The sequence below is a fragment of the Cupriavidus sp. PET2-C1 genome (genome assembly GCF_054515855.1).
In genome coordinates this window covers 732,555-747,628 of record NZ_CM137259.1, presented here as the reverse complement: position 1 = coordinate 747,628, position 15,074 = coordinate 732,555, and the positions used below count along the sequence as shown (strand labels likewise).

The following is a 15,074-nucleotide window of genomic DNA, read 5'->3' as shown; positions in this document are numbered from 1 at the left end:
GCGCTGTGATTGCGCCAGTCCGTCGTATCATGCCCCCCGACCGGCCCTGAGAAGCCGGCGTCATTCGAAGAATAGGAGACATCGTGCCGCGCCCCAGCCCTACACGCCCTACACGCCTTAGACACGTTGGACGCCTTGCCACGCCCGCCAGCCGCCTTGCGCTCGCCGTCACCGCCAGCCTTGCCGCCGCGCTCGGCGCCGCGCCCGCGCTTGCCGAAGTGACGGTCGGCGTCAGCATCGCGTCGACCGGCCCGTCGGCCTCGCTCGGCATCCCGCAGAAGAACAGCATGCCCTTCCTGCCGGAGACCATCGCCGGCGAGAAAATCCGCTACATCGTGCTGGACGACGGCTCCGATCCCACCCAGGCCACCAAGGTAGCGCGCCGCTTCGTCAGCGAGGACAAGGTCGACATCATCCTCGGCTCGTCGGCGGTGGCGCCGTCGATCGCGATTGCCGAAGTCGCCGACGAGAGCCAGACCGTGCAGCTGGCCTTCTCGCCGATCGAGCTCAAGCCCGGGCGCGGCGAATGGACGTATCGGCTGGCCCAGCCAGTCAAGCTGATGGCCGAGGCCGTGGCGGATGCGGCGCACGCCAAAGGCGTCAAGACCATCGCCTTCATCGGCTTTGCCGACGCCTACGGCGAGACCTGGCTCAAGGAGTTCACCGCCGCCGCCACGGCGCGCGGCATGCGCCTGGTGGCCACCGAACGCTATGCGCGCTCGGACACCAGCGTGACAGCGCAAACGCTCAAGCTGATCGCCGCCCGCCCCGACGCGGTGCTGATCGCCGGCGCCGGCACCGGCGCGGCCCTGCCGCACACCACGCTGCGCGAGCGCGGCTACGCGGGCCCGGTCTACCACACGCACGGGGCGGCCACCAAGGACCTGATCCGCATCGGCGGCAAAGCCGTCAACGGCTCCATCCTGCCCGCCGGGCCGGTGATCGTGGCCGAGCAGCTGCCGGACAGCGCCGCCACCAAGAAGCCGGGGCTGGACTACGTGGGCCGCTACGAGAAGCAGTACGGGCCCGACACCCGCACCCAGTTCGGCGCCCACCCCTACGATGCGGGCCTGGTGCTGCAGCGCATCGTGCCGGTGGCGCTCAAGCAGGCCAAGCCGGGCACGCCGGCATTCCGCCGCGCGCTCAAGACCGCGCTGGAGAGCGAGCGCAATATCGTGGTGTCGCACGGCGTGCTGAACTACACCGCGCAGGATCACTTCGGCTTTGACACCCGCGGCCGCGTGATGCTGACCATCGACAATGGCAACTGGAAGCTGCTGAAATGACCGCGCCCGCCGCGCCCTTTGCCATCGCTGGCCTGCCCACGCCCACGCTGGAGCACGTGGCGGACTTCCGCTTCCGGCTGGCGCCGGTCACCGAGGTGGGTGCGAGCGCGCTGGGCAACCGGCGGGTCATCCCCATTCTCGACGGCGTCGTTTCCGGGCCCCGCCTGCAAGGGCGCATCCTGCCCGGCGGCGCGGACTTCCAGCTGGTGCGCCACGATACCGGCAACGGCATCGTCGTGGCCGACATCGAGGCCCGCTACGTGCTGGAGACCGACGACGGCGCGCGCATCTACATCGTCAACGCCGGCGTGCGCAGCGGCCCCGCCGAGCTGATCGCGCGCCTGGCCGGCGGCGAGATCGTCGACCCGCGCCTGATCTATTTCCGCACCACGCCCCGCTTCGAGACGGCGGCGCCCGGCTACGACTGGCTCATGCAGCACCTGTTTGTCGCCACCGGCGCCCGCTATCCGGACCGGGTGGAAATGCGGTATTTTCGCGTCGTATAGGCAGCCCGGTTTTTCAGGCAGCCCAACGCCCTCCCCAACATCCATCGACCGACGCCAAGGCCTCATGACCACAGCAAAGGCGCGAGCGCGCCGCAGCCGCGACGCCCTCGCCCCCGATCCCGCCGGCGCCAGCCAGGCAGCCGATGCGCCCGGCGGATTCGACCCGCATATCGCCAACGTCGACTACGGCGTGCTGGACGGCCTGGTCGGCTACGCCATCCGCCGCGCGCAGATCCGTATCTACGAAGACTTCGTGCAATCGCTGGCGCAGTGGCACATCACGCCGCCGCGTTTCTCCGCGCTCGTGATCGTCTCGCGCAATCCGCTGCTCAAGCTGACCGAGCTGGCCAGCATCCTGGGCATCGCGCGCTCGGGCGCGGTGCTGCTGGTCGACGCGCTGGAAGACATGAAGCTGGTGGCGCGCCACCCGGCCCCGCACGACCGCCGCGCCTACAGCCTGGTGCTGACCCCGGCGGGACGGCGCACGCTGGAAGCCGCCACCGCCGCGGTATGCGCGCACGATGCGCGCGTCGCGGGCGCATTGTCAGCGCAGGAACAAGATACGCTGCGCACGCTGCTCGGAAAGCTCGCGCCGCCGCAGGCGATCGGCGCGGCCCGTTTGGAAGATCCCACAAACGCCGCGGAAGACTAGACGGAGTTCCTGCGGAAAAACCTGCGGAAATCGCATGGCGGCGTCATCCGCGCCCAGGCCCATGCGTTAACATGGGCACCATGCCGAATCGCCCTTCCCCAATTCTTCACTGCCTGCTGCCGCTTTGCGCCGCCGGGCTGTTGTGCATCAGCGGCGTGAGCACCGCCGCCGCCAAGACCCCCGCTCACAAGACCAAGGCCACCCACGCCGCGACCGAGTCCGCCGAGCCGCGCTCAGGCCTGCCGGGCAGCGTAACGGCCGCGCTCAAGCGCGCGCATGTGCCCGCCTCGGCCACCAGCTTCTACGTGATCAAGGTCGGCGCGCCAGCGCCCCGCGCAAGCTGGAACGCGCAAGCGCCGATGAACCCGGCTTCCACCATGAAGCTGGTCACCACCTTCGCCGGGCTCCAGCTGCTTGGCCCCGGCTACCGCTGGCAGACCGCGCTGTACGCCGACAACCAGCCAGGCGCCGACGGCACCGTCAACGGCAACGTCTACCTGCGCGGCTATGGCGACCCCAAGCTGGTGCCGGAAGAAATGGCCAAGCTGGTCAACAGCGCCCGCACCGCGGGCGCCACCACCATCAACGGCGACCTGGTGCTGGACCGCAGCTACTTCGATTCCGCCCTCGACAAGGGCGCCACCATCGATGGCGAAACCCAGCGCGCCTACAACGTCAGCCCCGACGCGCTGCTCTACGCCTTCAAGACGCTGTCGTTTACCATCACGCCCGACCCGGCCAACCAGTCGGTCGCGGTATCGGTCACGCCCGCGCTGGCGCAGCTCAAGCTCGACAACCGCCTGGCGCTGTCCCACGGCAAGTGCGGCGACTGGTCGGCGCGCGCGCGCCCCGCCGTCACGCCCCAGCCCGACGGCACCGTGCTGGCCTCCTTCGACGGCAGCTACGCCGCCGACTGCGGCGAACACGTGGTCAACATCGCCACGCTCTCGCACAACGAATTCACCTGGGGCGGCTTCGTCGCCGAATGGCAACTGGCCGGCGGCCGCTTCACCCACCAGCCAGCCCTGCGCATGGGCCGCGCCCCGCGCAACGCCTTCCTGCTGGCACGCCACTACGGCCAGCCCCTGTCGGAGATCGTGCGCGACATCAACAAGTTCTCGAACAATGTGATGGCCCGCCAGCTTTACCTGACCATCGGCGCGGAGATGGATCGCAGCGGCCCGGCCAGCACCACCCGCTCGGCCAAGGTGGTGCAGCGCTGGCTGGCGCGCCAAGGGCTGGACATGCCCGGCCTGGTACTGGACAACGGCTCCGGGCTATCGCGCGAAGAACGCATCAGTGCCTACGATATGTCGCGGCTGCTGCAGCAAGCGCTGGCCAGTGAAGTCGGCCCGGTGCTGATCGATTCGCTGCCGATCCTCGGCGTGGACGGCACGCTGCGCAACCGCCTGACGCGCGCCGGCGCGGCCGGCAATGCCTACATGAAAACGGGAACGTTGAACGATGTCCGCGCGCTGGCCGGCTATGTCGATGCGCTGAACGGCGACCGCTATGTGGTGGTCAGCTACATCAACCACGCCAACGCAGCACAAGCCCGCGAAGCCCACGACGCCCTGTTGCAATGGGTATATCAGGGCGCACCCTGAGTGGCGTGATACTGGCAGCCGGTACGGAATAAGGTGAGCTAGCGTCCTAGCGAGCGCCCGCCCTCTCCCCCGGCCCCTCTCCCACAAGTGGGAGAGGGGAGAAAACCAGCGGCAAGATAAACCCATTGTGGTAGCCGTGTGAAGCGCCCGAAGGGCGGGCCACACCCCAACGCGATGCGAAGCGAGCCGTCAAGGTGTGCCGAGGCCGTATGGGGCGCCTCGGGCTTCGGCGAAAAGAGCGGAAAAGAGGGACCCATGTCTGAGTATCGCCTTAAGGCGATGCGAGTTTGGGTCCCGGCCGCTCTTTTCGTCGAAGCCCGAGGGGGTAGTCGCCCCATCCGGCGCGCCTTTTTTGCCTACTTTTTTGGCAAGACAAAAAAGTAGGTCGCCGCCCCGCAGGGGTGGTGAAACTGCAGTTGCCCTTGACCTTGAAGTTAAGCAGTTGAAGCTGATGTTGCAGTTGCAGTTGCAGTTACAGCCAACCACCAACCCCCCCCCCCCTTTACCCCCCAAACGCCGCTGCAGCCCGCTGCAACCGATCCCGAACCCCATCCCACTCATGCCCAGCCGGCAAGGCCTCAAACACCAGCCGCGCAAACCCCTCCCCATCCAGCCGACGCAACAAGCTATAAAGCGCACGCGCATAACCCTCGGCATCGGCAGGCGCTTGCACCCACACACAGCGCGGATCGGCAGCCGCCTGAACACCAACCCACGCCACTCGTGCGTCGGCGGGCAATTCGACCAGTTGCGCAGGCAAATCCGCAGCAGCGCACAAACCCAACGGCGTATGCGGCGCATAGTGCGCCTTCAGCGTACCTGACGCGCGCGGCGCGGCAGCATCCGGCGGCAATGGCGTGACGCCCAGCACCTGCGCCATCATGGCCGGCGTGATGGCGCCCGGGCGCAGCAGCACCGGGCCAATGCCCTGCTCCAGCCGCGACAGATCCACGATGGTCGATTCGATGCCAACCTCAACGTCATCGCCCTCAAGCACGAAGACCGCGTCGCCAAACTCGTCGCGCACGTGCTGCGCCGTGGTCGGGCTGACCTGCCCAAACTTGTTCGCGGACGGCGCGGCAATGCCGCCGCGCCCACGCTTGAAGCGGCTCAGCAGCGCCTGCGCAACCGGATGCGACGGGCAGCGCAGGCCAATGTTGTCCTGGCCGCCGGCAACCGCCGCCGGGATATGCGCGGCGCGCTTGAGGATCAGCGTGAGCGGGCCGGGCCAGAAGGCGTCGATCAGGTCTTGCGCGGCCGGTGGCACATCGTCCACCCAGTAGCTGATGTCGCCGCCATCCACCACGTGCACGATGATCGGGTGATTGGACGGGCGCCCCTTGGCCGCGTAGATGCGGGCGATGGCCTCGGGGTTTTCCGCGTCGGCGCCCAGGCCGTAGACCGTCTCGGTCGGAAAGGCGACCAGCTCGCCGGCCTCCAGCAGTTGGACCGCTTGGTCAAGTTCGGCGGGCGTGGGCATGCGCGACATCGGGAATCTCTGGGGTGGCGTTACGACGAAGCTACGGAGCGACGGAACGACGGGGTGACGAAAGCAGGAAAACGGAAAAGCCCGGCGCATGCGCCGGGCAAGCCATCAAGGCGCAATGTGCAATGCCGTCAGGGCCGCGTCGAAGGCGCGCTCGGCATCGGTTGCCGCGCCGCCCACGCAATTCACGTGGCCCATCTTGCGCGACGGGCGCGCATCGTTCTTGCCGTACAAGTGCAGCTTGGCGCCGGGTTGGGCCACGACTTCGTCCCAGGCCGGCGTGCGCTCCAGGCCGAATTCGAACCACACGTCGCCCAGCAGGTTGAGCATCTTGCCGGCCGAATGCTGGCGCGTGCTGCCCAGCGGCAGGCGCGCCATGGCGCGCACCTGCTGCTCGAACTGGCTGGTCTCGCAGGCGTCCATGGTGATGTGGCCGGAGTTGTGCGGGCGCGGCGCCATTTCGTTGGCGACCAGCGAGCCATCGGTCAGCACGAAGAACTCGATGCACAGCACGCCCACATAGCCCATCTCGGTGGTGATGGTGGCGGCCGCGGCGCGGGCGCGCGCGGCGATCTCGTCGGAGACGCTGGTGGACGGCATCACGGTGGAGAACAGGATGCCGTCGCGGTGCACGTTTTCAGCGAGCGGCCAGGTGGCGGTGGTACCGTCGGCAGCGCGCGCGGCCAGTACCGAAACCTCGTAGGCCAGCGGCAACATCTTTTCCAGCACACACGGCACGTGCTGCATGGCGCGCCACGCAGCACGCACGTCTTCGCGGGTCCTGACGCGGGCCTGGCCCTTGCCGTCATACCCCATGCGCGCGGTCTTGAGGATGCCGGGCAGCAGGTCCTCGGGCACCTGGTCGACATCCGCGTCGTGCTGGATCACCCAGTGCGGCGCGGTGGGCACGCCGGTGCGCTCGGCGCAGGAAGCGAAGAACTTCTTCTCGCCGATGCGGTTCTGCGCGATCGACACGCAATAGCCGCGCGGCGCGACGAAGGCGCCGAGCTGCTCCAGCCGGTCGAGCGAGAGCGAGGGCACGTTCTCGAACTCGGTAGTCACCGCCGGGCACAGCTTGGCCATTTCGGCCAGCGCGGCTTCATCCGTATAGGCCGCGCAGATGTGCTTCTCGGCGATCGTGCCGGCCGGGCTGTCCTGGTCCGGATCGAGCACGCAAACCTTGTAGCCCATCGACTGCGCGGCATGGGTGAACATGCGGCCGAGCTGGCCGCCGCCCAGCATGCCTAGCCAGGCGCCGGGCAGCACCGGCGCGCTGGGATTGTCGATGCCGAACTCGGCACGCGACTCCGGCGTGTGGGCTTCGACCAGGTGGGGATGGATATCGGTTGGCATTACGCGTCTTTCCGGATTCGGGGGCTTGGGGCTAGTCGGTGTGCGTGCGAATGTGCGTATTACACCGGCAGCGTCATGGCGCGGGCAGCTTCGGTCTGCTTGGCGCGGAACGCTTCCAGCGCGGCGGCCAGCGCGTCGTCGGTGGTGGCGAGCGTGGCGATGGCGTGCAGCGCGGCATTGGCGGCGCCCGCTTCGCCGATGGCGAAGGTGGCGACCGGCACGCCCTTGGGCATCTGCACAATCGACAGCAGCGAGTCCTCGCCACGCAGGTAGCGCGACGGCACCGGCACGCCGAACACCGGCACGATGGTCTTGGCGGCGATCATGCCGGGCAGGTGCGCGGCACCGCCGGCACCGGCGATGATGGCGCGCAGGCCGCGCTCGCGCGCGGTGGCGGCGTACTCGAACATGTCGTCGGCCATGCGGTGGGCGGAGACCACGCGCGCCTCGAAGGCCACGCCGAAATCCTTCAGCATGGCGACCGCGTTCTGCATCACGTCCCAGTCGGAACTGCTGCCCATCACAACGCCGACCAGCGGCTTGGCTGTATTGCTCACGTTAAGTCCTTAAAAATCTGTCTGGCGCTTGGGGACCGCGCCAACCTTCGTCCTGCGTTGGTTCGCTCCCCTCTCCCCCTGAGGGGAGAGGGAGTGACAGCCGTCGTCATTGCAGACGGCATTGGCGCACCTGCCGGCTTCGGCCGGCACCTGCGCCACCCTGACAATTACTGCAGTTCCTCGCCGGTCAGGCGCGTCAGCGCCTCGCGGTACTTGGCGGCGGTCTTCTCGATCACGTCGGCGGGCAGCGCGGGCGCCGGAGCGGTCTTGGGCCAGGGCTTGCCGTCGATGCGCACGGCTTCCAGCCAGTCGCGCACGAACTGCTTGTCAAAGGACGGCGGGTTGGTGCCGACTTCGTACGAATCCGCGGGCCAGAAGCGCGAGGAATCGGCGGTCAGCACTTCGTCCATCAGCGTCAGCGTGCCGTTCTCGTCCAGGCCGAACTCGAACTTGGTGTCGGCGATGATGATGCCGCGGGTGGCGGCGTAGTCGGCTGCTTCCTTGTACAGGCGGATCGAGATGTCGCGCATCTGGCGGGCCAGGTCGGCACCGATGCGCTCTTCCGTTTCCGCGAAGGAGATGTTCTCGTCGTGCTCGCCCATCTCGGCCTTGGCGGCCGGGGTGAAGATCGGCTCGGGCAGCTTCTGCGCGTTCTGCAGGCCGGCGGGCAACGCGATGCCGCACACGCTGCCGGTGGCCTGGTAGTCCTTCCAGCCGCTGCCGGCCAGGTAGCCGCGCACCACGGCTTCCACCAGGATCGGCTTGAGGCGCTTGACCACCACGGCGCGGCCTTGCACCTGCTCGACTTCGGCCGGGCTCACCACAGTCTCGGCGGCAACGCCGGTTTCGTGGTTCGGCACGATGTGAGCCAGCTTCTTGAACCAGAAGTTGGCCATCTGGTTGAGCACGCGGCCCTTGGCCGGGATCGGCTCGCCCAGGATGACGTCGAAGGCCGACAGGCGGTCGGTGGTGACGATCAGCAGCTTGTCGTCGCCGACGGCGTAGTTGTCGCGGACCTTGCCGTGGCCGAGCAGCGGCAGCGAAGTGATGGAGGACTGGTAGAGAGCGTTCGACATGGCGGTTCGGTGGTTCGGTGGTTCCGATGGGAGGCACTAACAGAATGATTCTGGCGCCGGGCCAGAACAACTGCTTCGCTTCATTTTGTTAGCGCTTTTCAGCGCCCCGGCGCCGGGGCCTGAAAAGCGTCGTCCCCGCGCCTGCCCGTTTGACGGGATCGGGGCGGGGACGGCACGGGGTCCTGCTTATTGCACGACCTGGGCGAGTTCGCCCGACTTGTACTTCTGCGCGATGGCGTCGAGCGAGACCGGCTTGATCTTGGCGGCCTGGCCTTCGCAGCCGAAGGCGACGTAGCGTGCCTTGCAAACCAGCTTGGCGGCTTCGCGGGCCGGCTTCAGGTATTCGCGCGGGTCGAACTTGCTCGGGTTCTCGGCAAAGAAGCGGCGGATCGCGCCGGTCATGGCAAGGCGGATATCGGTGTCGATATTGATCTTGCGCACGCCGTACTTGATGGCTTCCTGGATTTCCTCGACCGGCACGCCGTAGGTTTCCTTCATGTCGCCGCCGAACTGGCGGATTTCCGCGAGCAGTTCCTGCGGGACCGACGACGAGCCGTGCATCACCAGGTGGGTGTTGGGGATGCGGGCGTGGATTTCCTTGATGCGGTTGATCGCCAGGATATCGCCAGTGGGCTTGCGGGTGAACTTGTAAGCGCCGTGCGAGGTGCCGATGGCGATTGCCAGGGCGTCCAGCTGGGTGGCCTTGACGAAGTCGGCAGCCTGCTCCGGGTCGGTCAGCAGCATGGAATGGTCCAGCTTGCCTTCGGCGCCGATGCCGTCTTCCTCGCCGGCTTCGCCGGTCTCGAGCGAGCCCAGGCAGCCAAGCTCGCCTTCCACGGTCACGCCGATGGCGTGCGAGAGCTGCACCACCTTGCGGGTCACTTCGATGTTGTACTCGTAGTCGGACGGGGTCTTGCCGTCTTCACGCAGCGAGCCGTCCATCATCACCGAGGAGAAGCCCAGGTCGATCGCGGCCTGGCAGATCGCCGGCGACTGGCCGTGATCCTGGTGCATCACCACCGGGATATGCGGATAGGCTTCCACCGCGGCTTCGATCAGGTGGCGCAGGAAGTGCTCGCCGGCGTACTTGCGTGCGCCTGCGGAGGCTTGCATGATCACCGGCGCATTGACTTCGTCGGCGGCCTGCATGATGGCCTGAACCTGTTCCAGGTTGTTCACGTTGAAGGCGGGCAGCGCGTAGCCGTTTTCGGCTGCGTGGTCGAGCAGCTGGCGCATCGATACGAGTGGCATGTCAAACTCCTAAAGAAAGAATGGGGTGTCTCGTTTAATGATTGATTGATCTGTTTGATCTAGTCGATCTGGTCGATCTGGTCGTTCTTTGCTTTCTTTGCTGTTCGCGTGAGACACCGTCTCAACGCGATTCATCCTGGGTGATCCTGTGCGCTCAAGCGCCGGCTGTCTGTCCGGCGCGGCGCCTATCAGGCGCCCACCCGGACAATCTTCAGCGTATTCGTGCCACCCGGCTGGCCCATCGGCTCGCCAATGGTCAGCACGATGAAGTCGCCGCGCTGCACCACGCCTTGCGACAGCAGCAGCTCTTCAGCCTGTTCCAGCGCGGTGTCGCGGTCGGCGCTGGCTTCCAGCGGCAGCGGCACCACATTGCGGTACAGCTGCATCTTGCGCTGCGAGGCCAGGTTGGGCGTCATCGCGTAGATCGGCACATGGATGCGATGCCGGCTCATCCACAGCGCGGTGGCGCCGGAATCGGTCAGCGCGGCAATGGCCTTTACCTGCAAATGATAGGCGGTGAACAGTGCGCCCATGGCGATCGACTGGTCGATGCGGCCAAAGGTCTGGTTGAGGAAATCGGTGTCGAGCTGGACCACCTCGGATTTCTCGGCCTCCACGCATACCACGGCCACGGTTTCCACGGTCTCCACCGGGTAGCTGCCGGCGGCGGTCTCGGCCGACAGCATCACGGCGTCGGTGCCATCCAGCACGGCGTTGGCCACGTCCGACACCTCGGCGCGCGTGGGCACCGGGTTGACGATCATGCTCTCCATCATCTGGGTGGCGGTGATGGTCAGCTTGTTGGCTTCCCGCGCCAGCCGGATCATGCGCTTTTGCAGCGCCGGCACGGCCGCGTTGCCCACCTCCACGGCCAGGTCGCCGCGGGCCACCATGATGCCGTCGGAGGCTTGCAGGATTTCCTCGAGCACGCCCGGGCGGATGGCCTCGGCGCGCTCGATCTTGGCGATCATGCGGGCCTTGTGCTGGTGCGGCTGGCCGGCCACCGCGGCAAGCTGGCGGGCCATTTCCATGTCGGTGGCGTTCTTCGGGAAGCTCACCGCGACATAGTCCGCGCCCAGCGCCATGGCGGTCTTGATGTCGTCCATGTCCTTGGCGGTCAGCGCCGGCGCCGACAGCCCGCCGCCCTGGCGGTTGATGCCCTTGTTGTTGGACAGCTCGCCGCCGATCTTCACCTTGGTGAAGATCTCGTGGCCGATCACGCGTTCCACCACCAGCACGATCAAGCCGTCGTTGAGCAGCAGCAGGTCGCCCGGGCCGACGTCGCGCGGCAGGTCCTCGTAATCGAGGCCGGCGCGCTCCTGGTTGCCCAGGGTGCAGGTGGCGTCGAGGATGAAGGGCTCACCCACCTTCAGCGTGATCTTGCCGTGCTCGAACTTGCCCACGCGGATCTTCGGGCCTTGCAGGTCGGCCATGATGGCGACTTCGCGGCCGCACGCCTTGGCCGCCTCGCGCACCAGGCGGGCGCGCTCGATGTGGTCTTCGGCCTTGCCGTGGGAGAAGTTCAGGCGCACCACGTCGACCCCGGCCGCGATCATGCGCGTCAGGATTTCCAGCGTGCTGGAAGCGGGGCCGATGGTAGCGACGATCTTGGTGGAACGGGTCATGAACTGATTTTCCTTATCGAGGGCCAGCGCCGCCCGGCGACGCCGGCACGGCTTGCTTCCTGCGTGCCACGCGGCGCCGGCGCCAGGCCAGCGCAAGCCACAGCAGCGGCACACCAACCAGCAGCCACGGCAGCGCGCCGGCGGCCACGCGGATCAGCATGGCCAGGCTGCCGAGGAACAACTCGGCGATATCGTTGACGGCAGCGCGCAGTGGCGACACCTTGCGCTGGCTGACGAAGGTCTCGCGCGCGACAAAGTCGATGCGGACCTCATTGCGATCGGTTTGCGCCGCCAGCATCTTGCGCACGCCGTTAATCGTGTCCAGCTCACCCTGCACGCGCGCCAGCTCGCGCTCCAGCTCGATCACGTCGCGCAGCGGGCCACGCGCGTTCTGCAGCATGGCGCGCAGGCGGTCACGCAGCTCGGTGGTGTTCTTGATGCGGGCTTCGGCATCGATCACCTGGTCGGTCTTGTCCTCGCTCGACACCGCGTTGGACACCACCGTGCCGCCCTGCTCGGCCGCCTTGAGCAAATCCGGCAAGGCCTTGGGCGCGATGCGCGCGCGCAGCTCGCCGCGCGGCAGCGCGCCGTCGCGGCTGCGGGTGAAGCCCGCCTCCAGCAACTCGCAGCCGAGCGCCTGGCAGCGTTGCACCACGCTCTTCCAGCCAGCCTCCAGCAAGTCGGCGGAGTTTTCTACCGTCAGCGCGTACTTCAACGCAAGATAGCGGCGCTCCGCCTCCTGCTGCTCGCTCTGGCCGCCCCGAGCCAGTTCGCCAGCGGCCATCCCGCCGGCCGCGGCGGCAGCCATGGGGCGTCCCTCGGGCGCGCCGCCCGGGCGGCCGCACGCGGACAGGGCCAGCACCGAGGCGGCCAGCAGCAACGCCGCCAGCGCACGCTTGCCGGCCATGCCCGCGCCAAACCCACGCAAACCTGTCACCCTCAGCCCGCGGCGCGCTGTTCCAGCACCTCGAACGCGGGCAGCGTCTTGCCCTCCAGGAATTCCAGGAAGGCGCCGCCGCCGGTGGAGATGTAGCCCACCTGGTCGGCGATGCCGTATTTGGCGATGGCCGCCAGCGTGTCGCCGCCACCGGCGATCGAGAACGCCTTGGACTCGGCGATGGCTTGCGCCAGCACCTTGGTGCCATTGCTGAACTGGTCGAACTCGAACACGCCGACCGGGCCGTTCCACACGATGGTGCCGGCCAGCTTGAGCTGGTCCGCCAGCATCTGCGCGGTCTTGGGGCCGATGTCGAGGATCATGTCGTCGTCGGCCACGTCCTTCGCGTCCTTGACGGTGGCAACGGCGGTGGCGCTGAATGCCTTGGCGCACACCACGTCCACGGGGATGGGCACCGAGGCGCCGCGCGCGGCCATGAGATCGATGATGGTGCGCGCATCGGCCACCAGGTCAGCCTCGGCCAGCGACTTGCCGATCTTCAGGCCGGCAGCCAGCATGAAGGTATTGGCGATGCCGCCGCCGACGATCAGGTTGTCGACCTTGCCGGCCAGCGTCTTGAGGATGGTCAGCTTGGTGGACACCTTGGAGCCGGCAACGATTGCCACCAGCGGACGCGCCGGCTGGCCCAGGGCCTTGCCCAGCGCATCGATCTCGGCGGCCAGCAGCGGGCCGGCGCAGGCGATGGGGGCGTACTTGGCGATGCCGTGGGTGGTGGCTTCGGCGCGGTGCGCGGTGCCGAAGGCATCGTTCACGTAGACGTCGCACAGCTTGGCCATCTTCTGCGCCAGTTCGTCGCTGTTCTTCTTTTCGCCCTTGTTGACGCGGCAGTTTTCCAGCAGCACCACTTCGCCGGGCTTGACCGTGCTCACTTCGCCGTTGCCGTCGACCCAGTTCTGCACCAGCTTGACCGGCTTGCCGAGCAACTCGGCCAGGCGCGTGGCCACGGGCGCCAGCGAATCCTCGGGCTTGAACTCGCCTTCGGTCGGGCGGCCCAGGTGCGACGTCACCATCACGGCGGCGCCTGCCTGCAGGCAGGCCTCGATGGCGGGCACGGAGGCGCGGATGCGGGTATCTTCGGTGATTTGGCCGGCGTCATCCTGCGGCACGTTCAGGTCGGCGCGGATAAAAACCCGCTTGCCGGCAATTTTGCCTTGGGAGATGAGATCGGAAAGACGCAGGACAGAGGTCATGGCGGTGGCTGGAGAGCGAAAATCGGGGAAAATCGGCATTTTACCTGATCGCAAGGGCCATTTTGCGGGATTGCGCCCCGGATGCACCCGCCAACGGGTGCCCCATTCGCCACATGCGGCGAGCAGCGTGCCGCATCCTTGCAACGTACCCCCTGAATGTGGGGTGCGACAATTGCATTGCGTCTCGTACGCTGCTGCCAAAGCGCGCAACATATGCATAAGTTGGCACAAGATAAGCACGCAAAAACATAGCCAGAGGCCCGCCTCAGACGGGACCCAAGGCACTGGTGCCGGACGCGCTTACGGGAAGCGGCGTCGGCGCCACGCGGCTAGCGCCGTTGTCGCGAAGGCAGGGGTAACCATGAACGAAGACATGCACCGGGCAATCCGTGGCTTGTATGAAGGGATTCTTGACGCGCAGGCCTGGCAGCAAAGCCTGCACACCTTGAGCAACATCGTAGGCAGCGCGCACGCATCAATGATCGTGCGCGACACCGATCGCGACCTGATGACGGTCAACGAGGTCGTGCGCCCGGTGCAGGAGCTGTTCAGCGCCTACGAGAAGGAATTCCACACGCTGGATCCGGGCAAGCTGTTTGCCCACAAGCTCTCCCCCGGGGAGTGGTACATCGACGCGCGCGATTTCGGCGAAGGCGCGATGCGGCGCAACCCCTTCTACCGGGAGTTCCTTCACCGTTTCGACCTGTGCTCCTACGCAGCCTGCCTGGTCGAGCGAAAGCCCCACTACGAAGTGTATTTCGCGCTGCAGCGCTCGTTCTCCCAAGGCAATTTCACGCCGGCGGATGTCAGCGCGCTGGACTGGGCGCTGCCTCACATGCGCAGCGCCATCGCCATGCGCGACCGCACCATCGGGTTGTCGACGCTGGCGCAGCTGTCAGGGCGGATACTGGAGCGCCTGTCGTTCGGCGTGATCGCTTTCTCGCCCGAACGGCGCGTGCTGCTGAGCAATGGCATCGGCGAGCGCTGGGTGCGGCGGCTGGACCCCGCCGGCAAGACCGGCGAGTGGCAATTGTCGCGCTCGCTGGCCGACATGGTGACTGCCGCCTGCGCGCCGCGCAGCACGGTACCGGCGCAGGCGGCAATCGCCCGCCACGGCAACGGCGCCTGCGCGCAGCTGATCGTGCTGCCGCTGCCGCCATCCCACCTCTTTGCGCTGCCCTGGCAGCAACCCGCCGCGCTGGTGGTGATCCATGAAGACGCGCAGGCGCCGGCGGCACTGCCGCAACTGCTGCGCGAAGTCTATGGACTGACGCCCGCCGAGATCCGCCTGGCAAGCCTGCTGGCCACCGGCATGGGCCTGCCCGAAGCCAGCGAGCGCCTGCACGTGCGCCACGAAACCGCGCGCAGCCAGCTCAAAGCGGTATTCCTCAAGACCGGCGCCAGCACGCAGGCCCGCCTGACGCGGATGCTGACCCAGCTGGGCACGGCGCTCGGCCCCGGGCCGCAGGGGCCGGGCGACGCTGGCGACACGGCCTAGCGGATCATGCCTTCGGGGCCCGGCGTTCG

13 protein-coding genes are annotated in these 15,074 nt (G+C 67.4%); 5 read left to right on the top strand and 8 right to left on the bottom strand.

What is annotated here, in order from left to right:
- Positions 1 to 83 precede the first annotated feature (83 nt).
- The 4 genes from ACX12D_RS03410 to dacB all read left to right on the top strand — a co-directional run bounded on the left by ACX12D_RS03410 (position 84) and on the right by dacB (position 4,051).
- Positions 84 to 1,286 carry an ABC transporter substrate-binding protein gene (locus ACX12D_RS03410; protein ID WP_459372926.1) on the top strand — a complete coding sequence of 401 codons (1,203 nt, stop codon included), beginning with the start codon at positions 84 to 86 and terminating at the stop codon, positions 1,284 to 1,286.
- Complete coding sequence (locus tag ACX12D_RS03405; RefSeq protein WP_459372925.1) at positions 1,283 to 1,792, top strand: DUF3237 domain-containing protein; 510 nt, start codon at positions 1,283 to 1,285, stop codon at positions 1,790 to 1,792. Before ACX12D_RS03410 ends, ACX12D_RS03405 begins: the two co-directional genes overlap by 4 nt.
- A 64-nt stretch (positions 1,793 to 1,856) precedes the next feature.
- Entirely contained in the window at positions 1,857 to 2,444 is a 588-nt protein-coding gene (locus tag ACX12D_RS03400; RefSeq protein ID WP_459372924.1) for a MarR family winged helix-turn-helix transcriptional regulator, read from the top strand.
- 71 nt (positions 2,445 to 2,515) lie between these two features.
- Complete coding sequence (dacB, locus tag ACX12D_RS03395; protein WP_459372923.1) at positions 2,516 to 4,051, top strand: D-alanyl-D-alanine carboxypeptidase/D-alanyl-D-alanine endopeptidase; 1,536 nt, start codon at positions 2,516 to 2,518, stop codon at positions 4,049 to 4,051.
- A gap of 502 nt (positions 4,052 to 4,553) precedes the next feature.
- Here dacB and ACX12D_RS03390 read toward each other — a convergent pair.
- From ACX12D_RS03390 to ACX12D_RS03355, 8 genes are all read right to left on the bottom strand, one after another.
- The gene (locus ACX12D_RS03390; RefSeq protein WP_459372922.1) at positions 4,554 to 5,540 is read right to left on the bottom strand and encodes an L-threonylcarbamoyladenylate synthase; all 987 of its coding nucleotides are present in this window, start codon (positions 5,538 to 5,540) and stop codon (positions 4,554 to 4,556) included.
- A gap of 105 nt (positions 5,541 to 5,645) precedes the next feature.
- Positions 5,646 to 6,890 carry a 5-(carboxyamino)imidazole ribonucleotide synthase gene (locus tag ACX12D_RS03385; RefSeq protein WP_459372921.1) on the bottom strand — a complete coding sequence of 415 codons (1,245 nt, stop codon included), beginning with the start codon at positions 6,888 to 6,890 and terminating at the stop codon, positions 5,646 to 5,648.
- Positions 6,891 to 6,949: 59 nt separating this feature from the next.
- Entirely contained in the window at positions 6,950 to 7,447 is a 498-nt protein-coding gene (purE, locus tag ACX12D_RS03380; RefSeq protein WP_006158083.1) for a 5-(carboxyamino)imidazole ribonucleotide mutase, read from the bottom strand.
- Between the two features lie 167 nt (positions 7,448 to 7,614).
- Positions 7,615 to 8,523 (bottom strand): phosphoribosylaminoimidazolesuccinocarboxamide synthase, encoded by a 909-nt coding sequence (locus tag ACX12D_RS03375; RefSeq protein ID WP_441641391.1) that lies wholly within the window; start codon positions 8,521 to 8,523, stop codon positions 7,615 to 7,617.
- A 186-nt stretch (positions 8,524 to 8,709) separates the two neighbouring features.
- Positions 8,710 to 9,774, bottom strand: a complete 1,065-nt coding sequence (gene fba / locus ACX12D_RS03370; RefSeq protein ID WP_150992695.1) for a class II fructose-bisphosphate aldolase — start codon at positions 9,772 to 9,774, stop codon at positions 8,710 to 8,712.
- A 188-nt stretch (positions 9,775 to 9,962) separates the two neighbouring features.
- Positions 9,963 to 11,399 carry a pyruvate kinase gene (pyk, locus tag ACX12D_RS03365; RefSeq protein WP_459372920.1) on the bottom strand — a complete coding sequence of 479 codons (1,437 nt, stop codon included), beginning with the start codon at positions 11,397 to 11,399 and terminating at the stop codon, positions 9,963 to 9,965.
- Between the two features lie 13 nt (positions 11,400 to 11,412).
- On the bottom strand, positions 11,413 to 12,306 hold the full coding sequence (locus ACX12D_RS03360) for a DUF4349 domain-containing protein (protein ID WP_459372919.1): 894 nt from the start codon (positions 12,304 to 12,306) through the stop codon (positions 11,413 to 11,415).
- Between the two features lie 32 nt (positions 12,307 to 12,338).
- Complete coding sequence (locus tag ACX12D_RS03355; RefSeq protein ID WP_441641393.1) at positions 12,339 to 13,547, bottom strand: phosphoglycerate kinase; 1,209 nt, start codon at positions 13,545 to 13,547, stop codon at positions 12,339 to 12,341.
- A 361-nt stretch (positions 13,548 to 13,908) separates the two neighbouring features.
- Here ACX12D_RS03355 and ACX12D_RS03350 point away from each other — a divergent pair, with 361 nt between their 5' ends.
- Complete coding sequence (locus ACX12D_RS03350) at positions 13,909 to 15,045, top strand: helix-turn-helix transcriptional regulator (RefSeq protein ID WP_459372918.1); 1,137 nt, start codon at positions 13,909 to 13,911, stop codon at positions 15,043 to 15,045.
- Positions 15,046 to 15,074: the final 29 nt, after the last annotated feature.

Coding starts and splice junctions, on each gene's coding strand:
- dacB (WP_459372923.1), top strand. CDS start 2,516: ATGGGCACCATGCCGAATCGCCCTTCCCCAATTCTTCACTGCCTGCTG.
- ACX12D_RS03385 (WP_459372921.1), bottom strand. CDS start 6,890: ATGCCAACCGATATCCATCCCCACCTGGTCGAAGCCCACACGCCGGAG.
- fba (WP_150992695.1), bottom strand. CDS start 9,774: ATGCCACTCGTATCGATGCGCCAGCTGCTCGACCACGCAGCCGAAAAC.
- ACX12D_RS03400 (WP_459372924.1), top strand. CDS start 1,857: ATGACCACAGCAAAGGCGCGAGCGCGCCGCAGCCGCGACGCCCTCGCC.
- pyk (WP_459372920.1), bottom strand. CDS start 11,399: ATGACCCGTTCCACCAAGATCGTCGCTACCATCGGCCCCGCTTCCAGC.
- ACX12D_RS03390 (WP_459372922.1), bottom strand. CDS start 5,540: ATGTCGCGCATGCCCACGCCCGCCGAACTTGACCAAGCGGTCCAACTG.
- ACX12D_RS03355 (WP_441641393.1), bottom strand. CDS start 13,547: ATGACCTCTGTCCTGCGTCTTTCCGATCTCATCTCCCAAGGCAAAATT.
- ACX12D_RS03350 (WP_459372918.1), top strand. CDS start 13,909: ATGAACGAAGACATGCACCGGGCAATCCGTGGCTTGTATGAAGGGATT.
- ACX12D_RS03360 (WP_459372919.1), bottom strand. CDS start 12,306: ATGGCCGGCAAGCGTGCGCTGGCGGCGTTGCTGCTGGCCGCCTCGGTG.
- ACX12D_RS03405 (WP_459372925.1), top strand. CDS start 1,283: ATGACCGCGCCCGCCGCGCCCTTTGCCATCGCTGGCCTGCCCACGCCC.
- ACX12D_RS03375 (WP_441641391.1), bottom strand. CDS start 8,523: ATGTCGAACGCTCTCTACCAGTCCTCCATCACTTCGCTGCCGCTGCTC.